General features: G+C 74.5%; 1 protein-coding gene. It reads right to left on the reverse strand.

Features of this window, described 5'->3' with window-relative positions:
• Positions 1 to 24,042, reverse strand: a complete 24,042-nt coding sequence (locus tag ACFTWP_RS23790; RefSeq protein WP_380266712.1) for a non-ribosomal peptide synthase/polyketide synthase — start codon at positions 24,040 to 24,042, stop codon at positions 1 to 3.
• Positions 24,043 to 24,140 lie beyond the last annotated feature (98 nt).

Consider the following 24,140-nt stretch of genomic DNA (forward strand, 5'->3'; position numbering starts at 1 on the left):
TCAGTCCTCCTGGTGGGAATGGGTGGTGTCACCGGTGGCCCCGGCGATCCTGGCGGCCAGGATCGGTCCGATCTGGGCCAGTGAGCCGGCCTGGGTCATCCGGTCGTGCCGGGTGGTGATCTCGTGCGATTCGATCCGGCCGCCGATGTACGGGCGCCAGGTCTGCGGCCCGGCGTTGTCCTCGGCCCGGTCGATCGTGGAGTTGAAGAGCAAGAGGTCTCCGTCGAAGCCGCCGGGGACGAAGTCGACCGCCAGCCGCGCGTTGTTGATCATGATCTCGACGATCACCTCGACCTGTCGCTCGTTCAGGCCGGCCAGCGCGCTGCCCCGCCGGTTCAGCACCTCGGCGACGTCGGCGTAGGTGATCTCCCGGTCGCCCAGCTCGTCCGGGTCGACGTCGAGCACCCCGACCAGAACGTCCCGCACGGTGGGCACCGGAGCCACCTCGAACTGCACGTCCTTCACCGGGTAGGCGTCGAGGATCGCCAACAGCGCGGTCCGCTCGCCGCGCGACTGCAGCTCGCAGGCCAGCGCGTGGGCGATCAGGCCGCCGGCGGACCAGCCGAGCAGCAGGTACGGGCCCTCCGACTGGATCTTCTGGATCTGGTCGGCGTAGTCGGCCGCCATCTCCTCGTAGGACGTCGGCAGGGGTTCGGGCCGGCCGAGGCCCCGCGCCTGGATCGCGTAGACCGGGTGATCGGGACCGACGTGGTTCAGCAGCCCGCTGTACGACCAGCTGATGCCGCCGCCGGGGTGGACGCAGAACAGCGGTGTGCCGGTCCCGGTCGCACGCAGCGGCAGCACCACGTCCAACGCGTCGTCGGGATTGTCCATGATCAGGCGCTCGGCGAGACCGGCCACGGTCGGCGCCTCGAACAGCATGCGCAGACCCAACTCCAGGCCGAGGGTCTCGCGGACGCGGGAGGCCAGGCGGGCCGCCAGCAGCGAGTGCCCGCCGAGGTCGAAGAAGTTGTCGTCGATGCTCACCTGCTCCCGGCCGAGGACCTCGCCGAACAGGCCGCACAGCAGCTGCTCCTGCGGCGTCCGCGGGCCGCGCCCGGCGTCCGACGCCCCGTACTCGGGGGCCGGCAGGGCGGCCCGGTCGAGCTTGCCGTTGGCGGTCAGCGGCAGCGCGTCCACGGTGACGAACGCCGCCGGCACCATGTAGTCGGGCAGGTCGCGGCGCAGCCGGCCGGACAACTCGCCCGCCTCGGGCAGCACGCCCCCGGGGGCGGGCACCAGGTAGGCGACCAGCCTCTTGTCCCCCGGCCGGTCCTCGCGGGCGACCACGGCCGCCTGGGCGACGCCCGGGCAGCCCGCCAGGACGGCCTCGATCTCCCCGGGCTCGATCCGCAGGCCGCGCAGCTTGACCTGGTGGTCGGCGCGTCCGGCGAACTCCAGCGTGCCGCCATCGGCCTCCGACCGGGAGTGGTCCCCCGGCTGCCACCAGGCCAGGTCGCCGGTGCGGTACATCCGGCTCCCGGGCGGCCCGTAGGGGTCGGCGGTGAAGCGCTCCGCCGTCAGGCCGGGCCTGCCGAGGTAGCCCCGGGCCACGCCCACCCCGGCGAGGTACAGCTCGCCGACCAGGCCCGTCGGTACCGGCCGCAGGTGGTCGTCGAGCACGTAGGTGCGCATGTTCGCCATCGGGCCGCCGATCGGCACGGTCGCGGCGTGCTCGGGGAGGGCGCGCACCGGGTGGCAGGTGGCCAGGGTGGTGGCCTCGGTGGGCCCGTAGCCGTTGACCACCTGGATGCCGGGGCAGGCCGCCAGCACCCGGGCGGCGGCGGCCGGGGAGACCACGTCGCCACCGGTCCACACCTCGCGCACCCCGGCGAGCAGGCCCGGGCGTTCCTCGGCGACCAGGCGGAACAGGCCGGCCGTCAGCCACAGTCCGGTCACCCCGTGTGCGGCGATGGTGTGCTGGAGCAGGTCGAGGTCGAGCTGCTCGGGCGGTGCGACCACGATCCGGCCGCCGCTCAGCAGCGGCACCCACAGCTCGTAGGTCGAGAGGTCGAAGGCCGTCGGGGAGTGCATCAGCACCCGCTCGTGTCCGCCGCCGCGGAATTCGGGGGTCAGTGCGTGGCCCACCACGTCACGGTGGGTGACGGCCACGCCCTTGGGTCGACCGGTCGAGCCGGAGGTGTACATGATGTACGCCAACTGGTCCGGTTCGCAGGGGACTTCGAGGCCGGACGGATCGGGCTCCGTCTGCTCCAGGGCGGTCATCACCTCCCGGGTGAGCACCAGAGCGGCCCCGCTCTCCCCGAGGATCAGGTCGATCCGGGAGGAGGGGAAGCGCGAGTCCAACGGCACGTAGGCGCCGCCGGCCTTGATGATCGCCAGGATCGCCACGACCAGCTCCGCCGAGCGCTCCAGCAGCACCGCGACCGGGGTCTCCGGCCGTACGCCCTCGCGGACCAGCGCCCGCGCGAGCCGGTTGGACCGCAGGTCGAGCTCCCGGTAGGTCAGCTCGGTCGCGCCCGCCACGACGGCCACCGCGTCCGGGGTGGCCCGCACCTGGCGGGCGAACAACTCCGGTACGGCGGCGCGGGGAAGCTCGGCCGTCGTGTCGTTGAACCCGTACAGCAGCCGGTGGCGTTCCGCGTCGGACATGATGTCGATCCGGCTGATCGGCCGGTCCGGGTCGGCGACCGCCGCCCGCAGCAGCCGAGCCCAGCGGTCGAAGAGCAGTTCCACGGTGGCCGGGTCGAACAGGTCGGTGGCGAACTCCACCGCGCCGACCAGGCCGTCGGGGCTGGGGGCACCCCCCTGGCCGCCGGCCCCGGCGGGACCGTCCGGGCGGAACTGTTCGGCCAGGCTGAAGGTCAGGTCGACCCGTGAGGTTCCGGTCGGGGCCTCCAGGTGGCCGGTCGCCAGCCCCGGCAGCCCGAACTCGCCCAGGGGCGCGTTCTGCAGGGCCAGCATGATCTGGAACAGCGGGTGGTGGGCCAGCGACCGCGCCGGGTTGACCACCTCGACCAGATACTCGAACGGCACGTCCTGGTGGTCGTACGCGGTGAGCGCCTTCTGCCGGACCCGGCTGAGGAGTTCGGCGAAGCCCGGGTCGCCGCTGGTGTCGGTGCGCAGCACCAGGGTGTTCACGAAGAAGCCGACGAGCTCGTCCAACGCCTGGTCGGTGCGCCCGGCGATCGGGCTGCCGATCGGGATGTCCGTACCGGCGCCGAGCCGGGTGAGCAGGGCGGCGAGGCCGGCCTGGAGCACCATGAACATGCTGGCGCCGCGCGCGGCGGCCAAGTCCCTCAGGGCCTGGTGCAGTTCGGCGTCCAGCCGGACCACCACCCGGCCGCCCCGCTGGGAGGCCAGCGGCGGCCGAGGCCGGTCGGCGGGCAGCTGCAGCTGCTGCGGCACGCCCGTCAACTCGTCCTTCCAGTAGGCCAGTTGCCGGGCGAACAGGCTGTCCGGGTCGGCGGCGTCGCCGAGCAGGTCGCGCTGCCACCGGGAGTAGTCGGCGTACTGCACCGGCAGCGGGGACCACTGCGGCTCCTCGCCCCGGCAGCGGGCCCCGTAGGCCGCGGCCAGGTCGCCGGCGAGCGGGCCCATCGACCAGCCGTCGGCGGCGATGTGGTGCACCACGACCAGCAGCGCGTGCCGGTCGGGGGCGAGCGCGTAGAGCTCCGCCCGGACCGGTGGCTCGGCCGCCAGGTCGAAGCCGCGCTGCGCCGTCTGCGCCAGCCGCTCGGCCAGTGAGCCCTCGTCGAGCTCGAACACCGGCAGTGCGGGGTACGCCTGCGCGGCGCCCAGCACGACCTGGTACGGCACGCCGTCCGTCTCGCGGAAGACGGTCCGCAGGCTCTCGTGCCGGGCGACCACGTCCGCGAGCGCGGCGTGCAGGGCCGGGCGGTCCAGCTCGCCGGTCAGGCTCAGCGCGAGCGGCATGTTGTAGGTGGCGCTCGGCCCGTCCATCCGGTGCAGGAACCACAGGCGGCGCTGGGCGAAGGACAGCGGCACCTGGTCCGGGCGGGGCTGGGCGGTGAGCGCCGGCCGCGCCGTGCCCGAGCCGTCCAGGCGGGCCGCCAGCGCGGCCACGGTCGGGGTCTCGAACAGCGTCCGGACCTCCAGCTCCGCGCCGAGGGTCGCCCGGACCCGGGAGGCCAGCCGGGTCGCCAGCAGGGAGTGACCGCCCAGGTCGAAGAAGCTGTCCTCGACCCCGACCTGTGCCAACCCGAGCACCTCGGCGAACAGTTCGGCCAGGAGCTGCTCCTGCGGGGTGCGCGGCGCCCGCCCGACACCGGCCGAGCCGAGGTCGGGAGCGGGCAGCGCGCGGCGGTCGAGCTTGCCGCTGGCTGTCAGCGGCAGCGCCTCCAGCGCCACGAACGCCGACGGGATCAGGTAGTCGGGGAGCCGTCCGCGCAGCCAGTCGCGGAGTTCACCGATGAGGGCGCCGGTGCCCCGGCTGCCGGTCGGGCGGTTGGTCAGCGCGGACAGCGCGGGCAGCACCCGGTCGGCGGCGCCGGCGGGCCGGTACGGCTCGACCGGGGAGCCCTGCCGGGTCCGCGGGTCCGCGAGGACGACGTCCAGGGTGTCGGCCGCGGTGGCCGACCAGGTGACGCCCACCCGGCGGTCCAACTCCAGCCCGAGGGCGTGGAAGTCCTCCGGGTCGGGAAGGCCGGCCTCCTCCGGAGCGTGCAACCGCTCCAGCAGCTCGGTGAGCGAGGCGTCCCCCGCCTGCACCGCCCGGGCCAGGGCGGCCTCCCGCACCACCCGGCGGTTCGGCACCCCGGTGATCCGCAGCACCTCGACGGGCGACTGGGCGAGCAGCTCGCGCAGTTCCGCCGTCCCGCCGACCTGTCGCCCCCACACCAGCTCGACGGACCGGCCCGGGGCCGCCGGGGCCACCGGCGGCTTGTGCAGCGTCACGTCGTAGCGGTAGCGGCTCAGTTCGTTGTGGTGACGGCCGCGCTTGACCTCCACCACCACCGCGCCGACCTCCGTGCACCGCTCCCGCACGGCGGTGAAGAAGTCCGGGTCGACCAGGAGCTCCTTCTCCACCCGCACGGCCTGCTCGACCGCCCGGCGCACGGCCGCGAGGTCGCCGCCCTCACCGGTCCGGTGCAGCTGGACGGCGGTGGCCAGCGGACGCAGCAGGCGCAGGTTGCGGACGTCGCCGACGAAGAGCGCGCCGCCGGGGGCGAGCAGCCCCATCAGCTTCTCGACCACGTCCGCGAGGTAGTCGGCGGACGGGAAGTACTGCACCACCGAGTTGATCACGATGGTGTCGAACCGCCCGGCCGGCAGCCCGTCGGTGTCGTGCGCCGGGCGGGTCTGCAGCACGATCCGTCCGGCCAGGTCCTCCCGCCGGTCCACTTGGGCGGCCAGGGCGTCGATGGCGGTGGCGGAGAAGTCGGTCGCCCAATACGACTCGCAGTGCGGTGCGACCTGCGAGAGCAGCAGTCCGGTGCCGACGCCCACCTCCAGCACCCGGCGCGGGCGCAGGGCCAGGATTCGGGCCACGGTGGTGTCGCGCCACTCCCGCATCTGCTCGACGGGGATCGGGCTGGCGTCGTAACTGCTGTTCCAGCCGACGAAGTTCTGGCCGAAGGCGGCCTCCTCGGGGGTGATGGGCAGGGCGTCGTAGATGTCCTGCCACTCACCCACGTGGTCCGCCTCCAGGCCGTCGTCCCGGGCGGTGTCCTGGCGCGGGACGACGTAGCCGATCAGCCGGTCGTCCTGGGCGAGGACGGCGGCCCGGGCGACGGCGGGGTGCTCGGCCAGGGCGGCCTCGACCTCGCCGGGCTCCACCCGGAAGCCGCGCACCTTCACCTGGTCGTCGGCGCGGCCGACGTACTCCAGCTGGCTGTCGGCACGGAAGCGGACCACGTCACCGGTGCGGTACATCCTGGAGCCCGACGGGCCGAACGGGCAGGCGACGAAGCGTCCGGCGGTCAGGCCCGGCCGGTTCAGGTAGCCGCGGGCCAGACCGGCGCCGGCGACGTACAGCTCCCCCGGCACGCCCGACGGCACCGGCCGCAGGCGCTCGTCCAGCACGTACACCTGCGCGTTGGCGATCGGGCGGCCGATCGGCGGCACGCCCGATCCCGCCGACAGCGGGTCGCTCATGGTCGCGCACACCGTGGTCTCGGTCGGGCCGTACGCGTTGATCATGCGACGCCCGGGGGCCCACCGTGCCACCAGCTCCGGCGGGCAGGCCTCGCCGGCCACCACCAGCGTCGACACCGCCACCGCGTCCTCCGGCACGGCGGCCAGGACGGACGGGGGCACGGTCACGTGGGTGACCGCGAGGCGCGGGTCGGTCAGCGCGGCGACCGGGTCCGCCGCCGGGGGCAGCACCAGGGTCGCGCCGCTCAGCAGGGCGGTGCAGATCTCGGACACCGAGGCGTCGAAGCTGGGCGAGGCGAACTGGAGCACCCGGCTGTCGGCGTCGATCGCGAACCGCTCGATCTGCGCGGCGACCAGGCTGGCCACACCACTGTGGGCGACCACGACGCCCTTGGGACGGCCCGTCGAGCCCGAGGTGTAGATCACGTAGGCCGGGTTCCGGGCGTCGAGCGCGACCTGCGGATCGGTATCCGGCCAGTCCCCCTCGGCCACCGTCGCCGGGTCGTCGACCAGCAGCGCCGGGCGGGCGTCCGCCAGCATGAAGTCGATCCGTGACCGCGGGTACGACGGATCCACCGGCAGATACGCGGCCCCGGCCTTCAGCACGCCGAGGACGGCCACCACCGACTCCACCGACCGTGGCAGGGCCACCGCCACCAGCTGCTCGGGGCCCACCCCCCGGGCGATCAGCGCGTGCGCGAACCGGTTCGCCCGAGCATCGAGTTGACGGTACGTCACGTCGGCGTCGCCGCACACCAGCGCCACCGCGTCCGGCGTCGCCGCCACCTGGGTGGCGAAGGCCTGCGGCACCGGGACCGCGCCGACCTCGCGGGCGGTCGCGTTGCCCAGGTCCAGCAGGCGGTGCCGCTCGTCGGCGTCGAGCAGGTCGATCCCGCCGATCGGCTGCTCCGGGTCGGCGGTGACGGCCTCCAGCAGCAGCGTCCAGCGCCGGACGAGGGCCTCGACCGTGGAACGGTCGAACAGGTCGGAGGCGTACTCGACCGCGCCGACGATCCCGGCCGGGCTCCCGTCCGCACCGAACTGCTCGACCAGGCTCGCACCGAGGTCGAACTTGGCGGATCCGGTGGCCACCGCGTAGGTGACCACGTCCAGGCCGGGCAGCGAGAAGCGGCCCATCGGCGCGTTCTGCACGGCCAGGACGGTCTGGAACAGCGGGTGGTGCGACAGCGACCGGGACGGGTTCAGCACCTCCACCAGGTGCTCGAACGGCACGTCCTGGTGCGCGTACGCCGACAGCGCCGTCTCCCGCACCCGACCCAGCAGCTCCGCGAAACCCGGATCCCCACTCGTGTCCGTCCGCAGCACCAGCGTGTTCACGAAGAACCCGACCAGGTCGTCCAACGCCTCGTCGGTACGCCCCGCGATCGGACTCCCGATCGGGATGTCCGTCCCCGCGCCCAACCGCGTGTACAACGCCGCCAGCGCCGCCTGCAGCACCATGAACAGACTGGTACCGGTGCTCCGCGCCAACTCGGTCAGAGCGTTGTGCAGTTCGGGGCTCAGCTGCAGGCCGACGTGCCCCCCGCGCCAGCCGGTGACGGCCGGCCGGGGCCGGTCGACGGGCAGCTGGAGCAGCTCCGGCAGGTCGGACAGCTGCCGCTTCCAGTAGGCGAGCTGCTCGGCGAACCGGCTCCGCGGGTCGGCGACGTCGCCGAGCAGGTCGCGCTGCCAGAGTGTGTAGTCGACGTACTGGACCGGCAGGTTCGGCCAGGCCGGCGGGTGGCCTTGGCTCCGGGCGGCGTACGCCTCGGCGAGGTCCCGCGCCAGCGGGCCGGTGGACCAGCCGTCGCCGGCGATGTGGTGCACGACCAGCAGGAGCACGTGCTCGCCCGGTGCGACGGCGAACAGCCGGGCCCGCAGCGGGGGTTCCACCGCCAGGTCGAACGGCTGCCGGGCGAACTCGGCGAGCCGGTCGTGCAGTTCGGCCTGCGAAACCTCGGTCAGCCGGGCCCGGGGTCGGGCCTCGGCCGGGGCCAGGACGCGCTGGCACGGGACGCCGTCGACCTCCGGGAAGACCGTCCGCAGGCTCTCGTGCCGGGCCACCACGTCGGCCAGCGCCTCCTCCAGCGAGGCCCGGTCGAGCGTCCCGGTCAGTTGCAGCGCCAGCGGGATGTGGTACGTGGCGGCGCTGCCGTCCATCCGGTGCAGGAACCAGAGCCGGCGCTGGGCGAAGGAGAGCGGTACCGTCGTCGGCCGCTGGTGCGTGGTCAGCGCCGGGCGGGCGTGGCCGGCCCCGGCCAACGCCCCGGCCAACCCCGCGACGGTGGGCGCCTGGAAGAGCGCGCGCAGCCCGAGCTCCACACCGAGCACCGAGCGCACCCGCGCGGTCAGCCGGGTGGCGAGCAGGGAGTGGCCGCCCAGGTCGAAGAAGTCGTCGTCGACCCCGACCCGCGGCCGGCCCAGCACCTCGGCGAACAGCCCGCACAGGATCTGCTCCTGCGGCGTGCGCGGCGCCCGGCCGGCCTCGGCCGAGCCGAGGTCGGGAGCGGGCAGCGCCAGGCGGTCCAGCTTGCCGTTGGGGGTCAGCGGCAGTACGTCCAGCACCACGAAGAGCGCCGGCACCAGGTAGTCGGGCAGCCGGTCGCGCAGGTGCGCCGCCAGCTCCGCCGGCCGGAGCGCCGTACCGGAACGGGCCGCCAGGTAGCCGACGAGCCGGTCGTCCTGAGCCACGACGGCGGCCTGGGCCACGGCGGGATGCTCGGCCAGGGCGGCCTCGACCTCACCGAGTTCGACCCGGAAGCCGCGCACCTTCACCTGCTGGTCGGCCCGGCCGACGTACTCCAGCTCTCCGTCCGCACGCAGGCGCACCACGTCACCGGTGCGGTACATGACGGCGCCCGACGGGCCGAACGGGCAGGCGACGAACCGTCCGGCGGTCAGGCCCGGCCGGTTCAGGTAGCCGCGGGCCAGACCGGGGCCGGCGACGTACAACTCCCCCGCCACACCCGGCGGCACGATGCGCAGCCGCTCGTCGAGCACGTACACCCGGAAGCCCGCGACGGGTCGCCCGATCGGCGGCACACCGGCCCCCGGGGACAGCGGTTCGCTCATGGTCGCGCAGACCGTGGTCTCGGTCGGGCCGTACGCGTTGATCATCCGGCGCCCGGGCGCCCAGCGCTCCACCAGCTCCGGCGGGCACGCCTCCCCCGCCACCACCAGGGTGGTGGCCGTGACGTCGGCGGTGTCCAGGGCCGCCAGGGCCGAGGGCGGCAGCGTCACATGGGTGACGTCGAGCCGGCCGTCCGTCAGGGCCTCCAGCGGGGCCTCGGCGGGGGCCAGGACGAGGGCGGCACCGGTCAGCAGGGCGCTGCACAGGTCCCAGAAGGACGCGTCGAAGCTGGGCGAGGCGAACTGGAGCACCCGGCTGCCGGGCACCACGCCGAGCCGCTCGACCTGCGCCGCCACCAGACCGGACACGCCGGTGTGGCTCACCACGACGCCCTTGGGCCGGCCCGTCGAGCCCGAGGTGTAGATCACGTAGGCCGGGTTCCGGGCGTCCAGGGCGGTCTGCGGATCGGTGTCCGGCCACTCCCCCTCGCCCACCAGCGCCGGATCGTCGACCGTCAGCACCGGACGGGCGTCCGCCAGCATGAAGTCGATCCGCGACCGCGGGTACGACGGATCCACCGGCAGGTACGCCGCCCCGGCCTTCAGCACGCCCAGGACGGCCACCACCGACTCCACCGACCGCGGCAGCGCCACCGCCACCAACTGCTCCGGGCCGACACCCCGGGCGATCAGCGCATGCGCGAACCGGTTCGCCCGTTCGCTGAGCTGACGATAGGTCAGCTCCTCGTCACCGTCGACCAGTGCCACCGCGTCCGGCGTCGCCGCCACCCGCGCCGCGAACAGCTCCGGCAGGCTCACCTCGGCCGCACCGCCCTCGACGACGGGCAGCAGCTCGCGGCGCTCCTCGGCCGACAGCAGGTCGATCCCGCCGATCGGCCGGTCGGGCTCGGCGGCGACGGCGGCCAGCAGCCTGGTCCACCGGGCGGCCAGGGCCTCGACCGTCGAGCGGTCGAACAGGTCGGTGCTGTACTCGACCGCACCGCTGAGCCCGGCCGGCGCGCCGTCGGGCCCGTGCTCCTCCGCGAACCCGAAGGTCAGGTCGAGCCTCGCCGTCCCGGTGAGCACGCTCACCCCGGAGACCCGGAGACCCGGCAGCTCGAAGTCACCGCCCGGCGCGTTCTGCACGACCAACCCGGTCTGGTAGAGCGGGTGGTGGGACAGCGAACGGGACGGGTTCAGCGACTCCACCAGGTGCTCGAACGGCACGTCCTGATGCGCGTACGCCGACAGCGCCGTCTCCCGCACCCGACCCAACAACTCGGTGAAGCTCGGATCACCACTCGTGTCCGTCCGCAGCACCAGCGTGTTGATGAAGAACCCGACCAGGTCGTCCAACGCCTCGTCGGTACGCCCCGCGATCGGACTCCCGATCGCGATGTCCGTCCCCGCGCCCAACCGCGTGTACAACGCCGCCAGCGCGGCCTGCAGCACCATGAACAGGGTCGCACCCGAGCGGCGCGCCAACTCCACCAGAGCGGCGTGCAGTTCGGCGTCGATCCGGAGGTCCAGCAGGTTGCCGCCATACGACATGGTGGCCGGGCGCGGCCGGTCGGCGGGCAGCTGCAGCTGCTCGGGCAGCCCGGCCAGCGCCTGCGTCCAGTAGGCGACCTGGCGGGCGAACACGCTGTCGGCGTCGTGCTCGTCGCCCAGGAGCTCGTGCTGCCACACGGTGTAGTCGCCGTACGTCACCGGCAGCGGCGGCCAGGCCGGCGCCGCCCCTCCGCCCTGCCGGGCGGTGTAGGCGGTGGCCAGGTCACGGGCCAGCGGACCCATGGACCAGCCGTCCCCGACGATGTGGTGCATGACCAGCAGCAGCACGTGCTCGTCCGGCGCGAGCGCGAACAGCTCCGCCCGCAGCGGTACTTCCGACGTCAGGTCGAAGCCACGCACGGCCACCTCGCGCAGCAGGGCGGGCACCTCCGCCTCGCCGGCCGCGCGTACGGTCAGCGGGACGGCCACCTCGGCGGTGTCCCGGACCCGCTGGTACGGGACGCCGCCGATGTGCGGGAAGACCGTGCGCAGGGTCTCGTGCCGGGCCACCACGTCCGCGAGCGCGGCGCTCAGCGCGGCCCGGTCGAGGTCGCCGGACAGCCGCAGGGCCAACGGCATGTGGTAGGTGGCGCTCGGCGCCCCGAACTGCTGGAGGAACCAGAGCCGGCGCTGGGCGAACGACAGCGGCATCGGTTCGCGGCGGGGCCGGGGTACCAGGGCCTGCCGCGCGGCGCCGGCGTCGTGCAGGCCGGCCGCCACTCCTGCGGGTGTCGGGGTCCGGAACAGGCCGCGCAGCTCCAGTTCGACCCCCAGGGTCGCCCGGACCCGCGAGACCAGCCGGGTGGCGAGCAGGGAGTGCCCGCCCAGTGCGAAGAAGTCCTCGTCGACCCCGACCCGGGCGAGGCCCAGCACCTCGGCGAACAGCTCGCACAGGATCTGCTCCTGCGGGGTGCGCGGCGCCCGGCCACCGGCGGTCGTGCCCGGCTCCGGCGCGGGCAGCGCCGCCCGGTCCAGCTTCCCGTTCGGCGTCAGCGGCAGCGCGTCCAGCAGCACGAACGCGGACGGCACCAGGTAGTCCGGCACCCGGTCGTGCAGGTACGCCGCCAGCGCCGCCGCGGTCACGCCGTTCCCGACCAGGGGGACGACGTACGCGACGATCCGGTCCTCGCGGGCGAGCACGGCCACCCGGGCGACGCCCGGGTGCGCGGTCAGCTCGGCCTCGATCTCGCCCGGCTCGACCCGGAACCCGCGGACCTTCACCTGGTGGTCGACCCGGCCGGCGAACTCCAGCTCTCGGTCGGCGCGCCAGCGGACCAGGTCGCCGGTGCGGTACATCCTGGCGCCCGCCGGACCGAACGGGTCGGCCACGAAGCGCCCGGCGCTGAGCCCGGGCCGGTTCAGGTAGCCGCGGGCCAGGCCCGTCCCGGCCAGGTACAGCTCGCCCAGCACGCCGGGGGCGACCGGTCGCAGCGCCGAATCCAGCACGTACACCTGGCAGTTGTCGATCGGACGGCCGATCGGTACCGGCAGCGGGCAGTCGGCCGGGTCGGCCGGCAGCGGGTAGGCGGTGATCACATGGGTCTCGGCGGGCCCGTAGTGGTTGTGCAGCACCCGGCCCGGCCAACGCGCCTGGAAGCGGCGCACGGCACCGCCGAGGCGCATCGCCTCACCGGCCTGGGCGACCAGCCGCAGGCTCGGCAGCTCCAACCCGGCCTCCTCGGCGGCCTCGGCCAGCGCCTCGACCACCAGGTTGGGCGCGAACAGCTCCTCCACCCGGTGCCGGTCCAGCCAGTGCGCGAACAGCTCGGCACTGCGGCGCTGCTCCTCGGTCGGCACGACCAGGGTCTTGCCGTACAGCAGCGCGGAGAGCGTCTCCTGCACCGAGACGTCGAAGCTGATCGCGGTGAACTGCGCGGTGCGCGTGCCCACTTCGCCGCCCACGGCCTCGTGGTGCCACGCCAGCAGGTTCAGCAGCCCCGCGGCGGGCATCACCACGGCCTTGGGCCGGCCGGTGGAGCCGGAGGTGTAGATCACGTAGGCCGGGTGCCGCGCGTCCACGGCGACGGCCGGATCGGTCTCCGGCAGGTCCCCGTCCGGTGCGACGGCCGCGAGGTCGTCGAGCACCACGGCCGGGCGCGCGTCCTCCAGCATGTACGCGATGCGGGCGGCCGGGTAGTCCGGGTCGACCGGCAGGTACGCCGCGCCCGTCTTGAGCACCGCGAGGACGGCGACCACCAGCTCGGCGGAGCGCGGCAGCCGCAGCGCGACGACCTGCTCCGGCCCGACCCCGCGCGCGATCAGCGCGTGCGCCAGCCGGTTGGCCCGGCGGTTCAGCTCGCGGTAGGTCAGGGTCGTGCCCTCGAACAGCACCGCCGGCGCCTGCGGGCTCGCCCGGACCTGCGCCTCGAACAGCGCCGGCAGGCTCGTGGCCGCGGCCGGGCGGGCGGTGTCGTTGCGGGCGACCAGCAGCTCGTGCCGCTCCTCGGCGGTGAGGACGTCGATCCGGCTCAGCGGGCGGTCCGGCTCGGCGACCACCGCCGCCAGCAGCCGCAGCCACCGGGCCACCAGCGACTCCACCGTGGCGGGGTCGAACAGGTCGGTGCTGTACTCGACGCGTCCGACGATGCCCTCGGCCGGCCCGCCGGTACCGCCGCGCTCCAGCAGGTGGAAGCCGAGGTCGAACATCGCCGTCGGCGTCCGCACCAGGACGATCCCGCTGGCCAGACCGCTCAGTGCGAACTCGGTGCGCGGCACGTTCTGCAGCGCGAGCAGCACCTGGAACAGCGGCTGCCGGGTGAGCGACCGGGACGGGTTGAGGGCCTCGACGACGTGCTCGAACGGCAGGTCCTGGTGGGCGTACGCGCCGAGCGCGCCCTCCCGGACCCGGACCAGGAGCTCGGCGAAGGAGGGGTCGCCGCCGGTGTCCGTCCGGAGCACCAGGGTGTTGACGAAGAACCCGACGAGGTCGTCCAGCGCCTGGTCGGTCCGGCCGGCGATCAGGCTGCCGACCGGGATGTCGGTGCCCGCACCGAGCTTGTCCAGCAGGGACGCCAGGGCGGCCTGCAGCACCATGTACACGCTGGCGCCGTGCTCCCGGCCCAACCGGACCAGCCCGGCGTGCAGTTCGGGGTCCACGTCGATCGCGAGGTGGCCGCCGGCGTGGGAGGGGGTAGCGGGGCGGTGGCGGTCGGCGGGGAGCGGGATCTGCTCCGGCAGGTCCGCCAGCGTCCGCTGCCAGTAAGCAAGCTGACGGGTGAACAGGCTTTTCTCGTCGGCCGCGTCGCCGAGCAGCCGGTCCTGCCACAGGGTGTAGTCGGCGTACTGCACGGGCAGCGGTGCCCACTGCGGCTCCTCGCCCCGGCGGCGTGCCGCGTACGCGGTGGCCAGGTCGGCGGCCAGCGGGCCCAGCGACCAGCCGTCGCCGGCGATGTGGTGCATCACCAGGAGCAGCACGTGCTCGTCCGCCGCGAGCTCGAACAGCTCGGCGCGCAGCGGCGGTTCGGCCGCGAGGTCGAACCCGCGGGTGGCGGCCCCCGTCAGGAGTTCCGGCAGGGCCGGCTCGTCGGCCGGGACGACCGACAGCCCCGGGCGCGCCTCTCCGACGGCCAGCACCTGCTGGTGGGGAACGCCGTCCGCGGTCGGGAAGACGGTACGCAGGGTCTCGTGCCGGTCCACGAGGTCGCCCAGCGCCGCCTCCAGGGCCGCCAGGTCCAGCGGGCCCGAGAGCCGCCACGCGAGCGGCATGTTGTAGACGGAGTCGGCGCCCTCCAGCTGCCGCAGGAACCACAGCCTCCGCTGGGCGGACGACAGCGGCACCGTCGCCCCCACGGGCCGCTCCGCCCGCCCCAGCGCGAGCCGGGCCCGGTCCGCCCCACCCAGCCCGGCGGCCAGCCCGGCCACGGTGGGGCTGCGGAACAGGGTGTGCAGCGGCAGCTCCACGCCCAGCGTCGCGCGGATCCGGGCCACCAGCCGGGTGGCCAGCAGGGAGTGCCCGCCGAGGTCGAAGAAGTCGTCGTCGACGCCGACCCCGGACCGGCCCAGCACCTCGGCGAACAGCCCCGCCAGCACGTGTTCCTCAGGAGTGCGCGGTGCCCGGCCGGCCGGCGTCACGGTGGACTCGGGCTCGGGCAGTGCGCGCCGGTCCAGCTTGCAGCTGGCGTTCAGCGGCAGGGCGTCGAGGGTGACGAACGCGGCCGGCACCATGTGGTCCGGCAGCCGCTCGCGCAGGTGCGCCCGCAGGTCCTCCGGCCGGAGCTCCGCCCCGGTGACGGGCACCAGGTAGGCGACCAGGCGGGAGTCCTGCGCCCGGTCCTGCCGGACGATCACGGCGGCTCGGGTGACCTGCGGGTGTTCCGCCAGCACCGCCTCGATCTCACCGGGTTCGATCCGGAAGCCCCGGACCTTGACCTGGTCGTCGGTCCGGCCGAGGAACTCCAGGTTCCCTGTGCCGGCGTCCCACCGCACCAGGTCGCCGGTGCGGTACATCCTGGAACCGGCCGGCCCGAACGGGTCCGCCACGAACCGCCCGGCGGTCAGGCCCGGCCGGTTCAGATAGCCGCGTCCCAGCCCCGCACCGGCGATGTACAGCTCACCCGGCACACCGGCCGGCAGCGGCCGCAACGCGGCGTCGAGCACGTGCAGCCGGGCGCCCGCGACCGGCCGGCCGATCACCGCACGCCGGCTTGACCCCAGCGGCGCGACGACCGAGTTGACCGTGCACTCGGCCGGCCCGTAGAGGTTCACGCAGGACACCCCGTCGGCCGCCCGCAGCCGCTCCCAGAGCTGGTCCGGGACGGCTTCGCCGCCCGCCGCGACCACTGCGGGACGCCACTGCGGATCGTCCAGCAGGCCTCGCTCGACCAGGACTTGCAGATAGGACGGGGTGGCGCCGACATAGTCCAGCCCGTGACCCGCGGCGTATGCGACGAAGGCGTCCGGGTCGGTCCAGGACGCGTGGTCCAGGACGTGCAGCTCGTGGCCGGCGAACACGGCGAACAGTTGGTCCCAGGACGCGTCGAACGACACGGACGTGGTCAGCCCCACCCGCATCCGCTCCCCCGTGCGGAACATCAGCGGGCACTGGTTGGCGAACAGGTTGGACAGGCCGCCGTGCGTCGCCACCACGCCCTTGGGCTTGCCGGTGGAGCCGGAGGTGTAGATGACGTAGGCCGGGTGGCGCGGATCGACGGCCGCGGCGGGGTCCGTCGCGGGGCATCCCGCCACCAGGGCGGTCGTCTCCGGGTCGTCGGCCACCAGCCACCCGGCCGGGCCGTCGGGCAGTCGGCCCCTGGTGCGGGCGTCGGTCACCGCCAGGACCGGCCGGGCGTCGTCCAGCATGTACCCGATCCGGGCGGCCGGGTACTCCGGGTCGACCGGGAGGTACGCCGCGCCGGTCTTCAGCACCGCGAGGATCGCGACCACCAGCCCGGCCGAGCGCGGCAGCGCCACCGCCACCAGCCGCTCCGGGCCCGCACCCCGCGCGATCATGGCGTGCGCCAACCGGTTGGCCCGCGCGTCCAGCTCCGCGTACGTCAACGATGCCTCCGGCCCCACCAGGGCGACGGCATCCGGAGTCGCAGCCACCTGGGCCCGGAACAGCTCCGGCAGAGCAGCGGTGAAGGCCTCGGCCGCCGGGCCGGTGCCCAGCGCCGTCAGCTCGGCGCGCTCCTCGGCGGTGAGCAGGCCGATCCGGCTGAGCCGCCGCCGCGGGTCGGCGACCGCGGCGCGGAGCAGCCGCTCCCACCGGCCGACCATCGTCTCGACGGTGGCCGGGTCGTAGAGGTCGCTGGTGTACTCGACGAAGACGTCGATCCCCTCCGGGGTGGGGGCACCTCCCGGGCCGCCAGGCCCGGGGGAAACGTCCTGCGCGTGCCGTTCCGCCACGGTGAAGATCAGGTCGAGCTTGGCGGTGGTCGACGTCGACGGCACGTCCTCGACGCGCAGCCCGGGCGGCGCGAAGTCGGCCCGGGGTGCGTTCTGCAGCACCAGCATGACCTGGAACAGCGGGTGGTGAGACAGCGACCGGGACGGGTTCAGCACCTCGACCAGGTATTCGAACGGAAGGTCCTGGTTGGCGTACCCGGCCAGCGCGGTGTCCCTGACCCGGCCCACCAGCTCGGCGAACGTCGGATCGCCCGAGGTGTCGGTGCGGAACACCAGGGTGTTGACGAAGTAGCCGACCAGTTCGTCCTGCGCCTGGTCGGTCCGGCCGGCGACCGGGCTGCCGACCGGGATGTCGTCGCCCGCGCCGAGCTTGCTCAACAGCGCCGCCAGCCCTGCCTGGAGCACCATGAACAGACTGGTCCCGTGCGCACGGGCGAGCTCGCACAGGCCCCGGTGCAGTTCGGCGTCCAGCCCGGCACGCACGGAACCGCCCCGGTGCGAGGCGACCGCCGGGCGGGGCCGGTCGGTGGGCAGCTGGATCCGCTCCGGCAGACCGGCCAGCGCCTGCGTCCAGTAGTCCGCCTGGCCGGCGAACAGGCTGTCCCGGTCGGTGGAGTCGCCGAGCAGTTCGTGCTGCCACAGGGTGTAGTCGGCGTACTGGACCGGCAGTGGCACCCACTGCGGCTCCCCGCCGCGGCGGCGCGCCGCGTAGGCGGCGGTCAGGTCCAGCGTGAGCGGGCCCAGCGACCAGCCGTCACCCGCGATGTGGTGGAGCACCAGCTGGAAGACGTGCTCGTCCGGTGCCAGCTCGAACAGCTCGACCCGCAGCGGCAGGTCGACCGCCAGGTCGAACGGACGGGCCTTCGCGGTCGCCAGCGCGCCCGGCAGCCCGTCCTCGGTGGTCCGGCTCACGAGTAGCCGCGGGCGGCCCGCCACGACGTCCAGCACCTGCTGGTGCGGCACTCCGTCCACCGCCGGGAGGACGGTGCGCAGGCTCTCGTGCCGGGCCACCACGTCCGCCACGGCGGCCTCCAGGGCCCACCGGTCCAGATCCCCGGACAGCCGCCAGGCCAGCGAGATGTGGTAGTTCGCGCCGGGGCCCTCCAGCTGGTGCAGGAACCACAGCCGTCGTTGCGCGAACGACAGCGGGACGACCGCGGGGCGCTCGCGCCGTGCCAGGGCGGTCCGCGCCGGTCCGGCCGCCACCAGGGCGGCGGCCAGGCCGGCCGGGGTCGGTGCCTCGAACAGCGTGCGCAGCGGCATCTCCACGCCGAGCGTCGCGCGGATCCGGGCGGCCAGCCGGGTGGCGAGCAGCGAGTGCCCGCCCAGGTCGAAGAAGCCGTCCTCGACGCCGGCCGACGCGACCCCCAGGACCTCGGCGAACAGCTCGCAGAGCACCTGCTCCTGCGGGGTGCGCGGCCCTCGGGAGGCCGTCGCCGGGGCGAGGTCGGGGGCGGGCAGGGCCCGGTGGTCCAGCTTGCCGTTGGCGGTCAGCGGCAGCGCGCCCAGCACGACGAACGCCGACGGCACCATGTGCTCCGGCAGCCGCTCGCGCAGGTGCCCGCGCAGCTCGGCCGGGCTCGGTGCGGTGCCCGCGGCGGGCACCAGGTACGCCACCAGCCGGGTGTCGTCGGCCCGGTCCTGCCGGGCCAGGACGGCGACCTGGGCGACGCCGGGGTGCGCGGCGAGCGTCGCCTCGATCTCGCCGAGCTCGATCCGGAAGCCGCGCACCTTCACCTGCTGGTCGGCCCGGCCGACGTAGCGCAGGTCGCCTCCGGCGTCCCGGCGCACGACGTCGCCGCTGCGGTACATCCGCGATCCGGCCGGTCCGAACGGGTCGGCCAGGAACCGCCCGGCGGTCAGGCCGGGTTGGTTCAGGTAGCCGCGCGCCAGGCCGGGGCCGGCGACGTACAGCTCGCCGGGCACGCCCGGGGCCACCGGCCGCAGGCCGGCGTCGAGCACGTACGTCCGCAGGTCCGGGAGGGCCGCGCCGACCTGGCCGGCGGCGGTGGTGGAGCGGTCGAGCGCCGCGTACGTGACGTGCACGGTGGTCTCGGTGATGCCGTACATGTTGACCAGCCGCGGCGCGTCCTGCGGGTGCCGCTCGTACCAGCTCGCCAGCCGGGCGTGCTCCAGCGCCTCGCCGCCGAACACCACCGTGCGCAGGGCGAGTTCGCGCGGGTGCTCGGCGTCCTCCTGCATCAGCTGGTAGAAGGCGGACGGCGTCTGGTTGAGCACCGTCACCCGCTCGCGGGCGAGGAGTTCCAGGAACCGGCCGGGCGAGCGGCTGGTCTCGTGGTCGACGACCACCAGCCGGCCGCCGTGCAGCAGCGGGCCCCACAGCTCCCACACCGAGAAGTCGAAGGCGTAGGAGTGGAAGAGGGTCCAGACGTCGTCGGCGCAGAAGCCGAACAGATCCCGGGTGGTGTCGAACAGCCGCACCACGTTGCGGTGCGGGACCACCACGCCCTTGGGGTTGCCGGTCGAGCCGGAGGTGTGGATGACGTAGGCGGCGTGGCCGGGGTCGACCGCGACCTCCGGGTCGGTGTCCGGCTGTCCGTCCAGGTCGGCGGCGTCCAGCAGCAGCCGGTCCAGCTGGTCCGCCCCCGGCAGCTCGCCGGTCCGGCCCGTCGTCACGAGCAGCGACGGCCGGGTGTCCTGGAGCAGGTAGGCGATCCGGGCGGCCGGGTATTGCGGGTCCACCGGCACGTACGCGGCGCCGGCCTTCAGCACCGCGAGCACCGCGACGACCAGCTCCGCCGAGCGCGGCAGGGCCAGCGCCACCAGCTGCTCCGGCCCCACTCCCCGGGCGATCAGGGCGTGCGCGAGCCGATTGGCGCGGGCGTTCAACTCGCCGTACGTCAGGGTGACTTCGCCGGCCGTGAGGGCGACCGCGGCCGGGTCGGCCCGCACCTGCCGCTCGAACAGCGCGGTCAGGCCGCTCTCCGGCAGTTCACCGCTCCGGTCGGTGTCGGCCGGGAGCAGCGCGCGGATCTCGTCGGCGGACAGCACGTCCACCCGGCCGATCCGCCGGCCGGGGTCGGCGACGACGGCCCGCAGCAGCCGCAGCCACCGGTCGACGATCCCCGCCACGGTGGCCTCGTCGAACAGGTCGGTGCTGTACTCCACCAGGCCCGACAACCCGTCGGCGTCGGGCTGTTCGGCCAGGATGAAGGTCAGGTCGCACTTGGCCGTCCCGGTGGGGACCAGGTCGGTCGCCACCCGCAGCCGCGGCAGGTCGAAACTGCCGAGCGGCGCGTTCTGCAGGGCCAGCATGGTCTGGAACAGGGGGTGGTGCGCCAGCGTGCGGGTCGGGTTCAGTGCCTCCACCAGGTGCTCGAACGGCACGTCCTGGTGCCCGTACGCGGAGAGCGCGTCGCCGCGCACCCGGCCGAGCAGCTCGGTGAACGACGGGTCGCCCGACAGGTCGGTGCGCAGTACCAGGGTGTTGACGAAGAAGCCGACCAGGTCGTCCAGGGCCTCGTCGGTGCGGCCGGCGATCGGCGTGCCGATCGGGACGTCGCTGCCCGCACCGAGCTTGCCCAGCAGGGCGGCCAGTCCGGCCTGCAGCACCATGAAGAGGCTGGCGCCGCCGTCCCGGGCGAGCGCGCGCAGGCCCTGGTGCAGGTCGGCGTCGATCCGCATCGGCAGGTGGGCGCCCCGGTAGGACATCGCCGCCGGCCGGGGCCGGTCGAACGGCAGCTCGATCTGCTCGGGCAGGTCCGCCAGCTGCTCCCGCCAGTAGGCGAGTTGGCCGCTCACGAGGCTGTCCGGATCCGCGCCGTCGCCCAGCAGCTCCTGCTGCCAGAGGGCGTAGTCGGCGTACTGGACGGGCAGCGGCTCCCACTCCGGCTTGCCGCCCTCGGCACGGGCCGCGTAGGCGGTCGTCAGGTCCCGCAGGAGCGGCCCCGCCGACCAGCCGTCACCGGCGATGTGGTGCAGCACCAGCAGCAGCACGTGCTCCTCGGTACCGAGTTGGAACAGTTCGGCGCGCAGCGGCGGCTCCTCGGCGAGCTCGAACCCGTACCGCGCCGCCTCCTTCAGTCGGTCCGGCAGGTCGCGCTCGCCGACCTCGGTCATCCGCAGCCGCGGCCGTGCCGCGTCGAGGTCGAGCACTCGCTGGCACGGCACGCCGTCGACCACCGGGAAGACGGTGCGCAGGCTCTCGTGCCGCTCGACCAGGTCCGCCAGGGCGGCTTCCAGGGCCCGCTGGTCGAGGCCTCCGGACAGTCGCAGGGTCAGCGGGATGTTGTAGGTGGCGCTCGGGCCCTCCATGCGGTGCAGGAACCACAACCGGCGCTGGGCGAAGGACAGCGGGACGGCCTCGGGCCGCTCGCGCCGCTCCAGCGCGGGGCGCGCCCGGCCCGCGACGTCCACCGCCGCCGCCAGTTCGGCGACCGTCGGCCCGTCGAACAGGTCGCGCAGCCTCAGCTCCACACCCAGCACCGACCGGGCCCGGGCGACCAGCCGGGTGGCCAGCAGGGAGTGCCCGCCGAGGTCGAAGAAGCTGTCGTCGAGTCCGGCCCCGGCGACGCCCAGCACCTCGGCGAACAGGCCGGCGAGCAGGTGCTCGGTCGCGGTGCGCGGGGCGCGTCCCGGTGCGGCGTGCTGCCGCTCGGGGGCCGGCAGGGCCCGCCGGTCGAGCTTGCCGTTCGGGGTCAGCGGCATGGCGTCCAGCACCACGAACGCCGACGGCACCAGGTGCTCGGGCAGCCGGTCCCGCAGGTGTTCGCGCAGGGCGGCGCCGGTCAGCGCGGCACCGGGCTCGGGAACGGCGTAGGCGACCAGCCGGGGCTCCTCCTCGGTGCGCACCACGACGGCGGCCCGGGCGACCTGCGGGTGCTCGGCGAGGACGGCCTCGATCTCGCCGGGCTCCACCCGGAAGCCTCGGATCTTGACCTGGTGGTCGGTACGGCCGAGGAACTCCAGGTTCCCTTCCGGGTTCCACCGTGCCCGGTCGCCGGTGCGGTACATCCTGGAACCGGCGGGCCCGAACGGGTCCGCCACGAACCGCCCGGCGGTCAGGCCCGGCCGGTTCAGGTAGCCGCGCGCCAGGCCCGCACCGGCGATGTACAACTCACCCGGCACGCCTGCGGGCAGCGGCCGCAACGCGGCGTCGAGCACGTACAGCCGGGTGTTGGTGACGGGCCGGCCGATCACCGGGCGCGGGCTCGACCCCAGCGGCGCGACCACGGAGTTGACGGTGCACTCGGACGGTCCGTAGAAGTTGCGGCAGGACACCCCGTCGGCCGCCCGCAGGTCCGCCCACAGCTGCTCGGGGACGGCCTCGCCGCCCGCTGCGACCAGCGCCGGGCGTCGCTGCGAATCGTCCAGCAGCCCGTGGGCGACGAGGACGTGGAGGTAGGAGGGGGTGGCCTCGACGAAGTCCAGCCCGCACCGCGCGGCGTACGCGACGAAGGCGTCCGGGTCGGTCCAGGTCGCGTGGTCCGGGACGTGCAGCTCGTGGCCCGCGAACAGGGCGAGCAGCTGGTTCCAGGAGGCGTCGAAGGACACCGACGTGGTCAGGGCCACCCGCAGCCGCCGCTCGCCCCCCGCCACCGGCGGGAGGTGCACCTGCCGGAGGTCGGTGAGCAGGTTGAGCAGGCCGCCGTGGGTCGGCGCCACGCCCTTGGGCCGTCCGGTGGAGCCGGAGGTGTAGATGACGTAGGCCGGGTGGCCCGGATCGACGGCCACCGCCGGGTCGTCCGCCGGGAGGTCCGCCACCAGGGCGGCCGTCTCCGGGGCGTCGAGCACCAGCCGGTCGAGGGGGCCGCCGTCGGGCAGGCGGTCCCCGCTGCGGGAGTCGGTGACCACCAGGGCCGGACGCGCGTCGTCGAGCAGGTAGGCGATCCGGGCGGCGGGGTACTCGGGGTCGACCGGGACGTACGCCGCGCCGGTCTTCAGTACCGCCAGGATCGCCGTCACGAGCTCGGCGGAACGTGGCAGGGCCACCGCCACCAGTCGCTCGGGCCCCGCACCGCGGGCGATCAGGGCGTGTGCCAGCCGGTTCGCCCGCGCGTCCAGTTCCGCGTACGTCAGCGAGACGTCCCCGCAGACCAGCGCGACGAGGTCCGGAGTCGCCCGCACGTGCTCCCGGAACAGCTCCGGCAGGCTCGCGGCCGGTGCGGCCGCCACCGGCCCGCCGCCGAGGGCCGCCAGCTCGCGGTGCTCCTCGGTCGTGAGCAGGTCGATCCGGCCCACCGCCTCGTCCGGGTCGCAGTCCGCCACGGCGTCGAGCAGGGCCAGCAGTCGCTGCTGGTGGGCGGCGAGGTCGTCGTCGCCGTACGCCTCCGGCGCGCCGTGGAGCCTGAGCAGCGGGGGGTTGCCGTCGCGGTAGTCGAACACCCACACGGCGAGGTCGGTGGTCGACCCCGACACGAAGTGGTGCACGGAGGCGGGGTGCCCGGCGAAGTTCGGCCTGGAGTTGAAGGCCATGATGTTGACGATCAGCGGGAACGCCGTCCCGATGCCGCCGGGCGCGCCGAGGTCCCGCAGCAGGTCCTCGCTGCGGTAGCGCTCGTGCGCGACGGCCGCGTCGACCTCCCGCGCCACCTGGGTCACGAGTTCGCGCCAGCTCATGTCCGGCCGCACGGTCAGCCGCAGCGGCACCACGTTGGACATCGTGCCGGGCACCGACATCAGGTCGCGGTCGGCGCCCCGACGGGCGGTGACGGGCATGGCGAGCACCACGTCCCGGGTGCCGCTCAGCCGGTGGGCGTAGAGCGCCGTGGCCGCGATCACCACCCGGGACCACCGGACTCCGGCCCGGCCCGCCGCCGCCCGCAACGCCTCGGGGCTCCGCAGTTCCAGCTCCGCGGCCAGGCGCAGGGCGCGGTGCGGGTCGGTCGCGGAGCCGTCGCTGAGCCGCGTCGGGGCGGGCAGGTCGGCCAGGTGCTCGGTCCAGTAGGCGCGATCGGCGGTGAAGGCCGCCGACTCGCGATAGGCGGTGTCGCTGTCGACCAGGTCCTTCAGGGAACCGAACGGGGACGGCGGAACCGTCCCGCCCTCGGTCAGTGCCGAGTACACGTCACCGACCCGCTGCCTGACCAGGGAGCTGCTGATCGCGTCCAGCACCACGTGGTGGTAGTTCAGGTACCAGAGGAACTCGGTCGGCGACAGCCTGATCAGCGCGTGACCGAACAACGGATCACGGGCGAGGTCCAGCGGGCGCGTCAGGTCCCGCTCCATCCACTCCGTGGCCGCGGCACGGGGTGCGGACTCCCCGCTGAGGTCCAGGTGCGCCGGCGCCCAGTCCCAGGCTCTGCGGAGGATCTGGCGCGGACCCTCGCCGTCGTCGACGAACGTCACGTGCAGGGCGTCGACCTCGTCGACCACCCGGCGCAGCGCGGTCTCGAACAGCTCCGGGTCCACCGGCCCGTGGATCTCCAGGCACTCCCCGACGCGATAGCCCGGGATCGCCGTGCGGGACTGCTGCTCGGCGAACCAGATCTCGCGCTGGGCCGCCGTCAGGGGAAGGACGTCGCCGTCGCGACGGGACATGGGGGTACCTCCAGGAGTGTGGGCGGGCGGGGTTCGCCGGGCGCGCCAAACCACGCCGACCGCGGTGGCGTCACGCGGTCGGCGGGGTGGCGCGGGTA

Source organism: Kitasatospora sp. NPDC057015, from assembly GCF_042673745.1.
Classification (GTDB): domain Bacteria; phylum Actinomycetota; class Actinomycetes; order Streptomycetales; family Streptomycetaceae; genus Kitasatospora.

Excerpts from the sequence above, each read along its gene's own strand:
- ACFTWP_RS23790 (WP_380266712.1), bottom strand. The coding sequence starts at position 24,042 with ATGTCCCGTCGCGACGGCGACGTCCTTCCCCTGACGGCGGCCCAGCGC.